The organism is Exiguobacterium sp. s125 (genome assembly GCF_018618605.1).
Taxonomy (GTDB): domain Bacteria; phylum Bacillota; class Bacilli; order Exiguobacteriales; family Exiguobacteriaceae; genus Exiguobacterium_A; species Exiguobacterium_A oxidotolerans.
On record NZ_JACSMI010000018.1, the window covers coordinates 1 to 458 of the forward strand.

Annotated in this window: 1 pseudogene; it reads right to left on the reverse strand. The window is 47.6% G+C overall.

Annotation, left to right across the window (positions count from 1 at the left end):
* A pseudogene (locus KNQ05_RS15595) lies at window positions 1-458 on the reverse strand (copper amine oxidase); the annotation flags it as partial.

A 458-nucleotide genomic window follows, 5' to 3' on the forward strand; every position in this document is an offset into this window, starting at 1 on the left:
TACTCTTGGAATGTTTTATAGACGTCCGCTTCGTGAGCACGAAGGACTTCTTCAGCTGCTTCCTTCGGAAGTTCGCCTTCTGTCGCAGCGTCGAGGAATGTCGAGAGATCCTGGACGAATTCTTCTGTCTCGGCTTTCGAAGCGTTGATGCCTTCCTGGTCATCCGCTTTGACGGCTTTAACGAGGTCCGTTGTGTATTTGTTGTGATCGACGAAGATTTTTTCGAATTGTTTCGCGCCTTCGTCGCCATAGACTGAAGCGATTGCCGGTGTCATGTCGAGTGCGTTCTGTTTGAGTGCTGCTTCATAATACTCAGCATCTTTTGAACCGTCATATTGTTTTTTCATGTCCATGACAGCAAGCACGAAGTGCTCAGAAAGCAATTGGTCGAGTGTCGCACGAAGATCTGCTGCTTTCGTTTTGACCGTGACGTTTTTTGCTTTGTCCTCATGCATCAT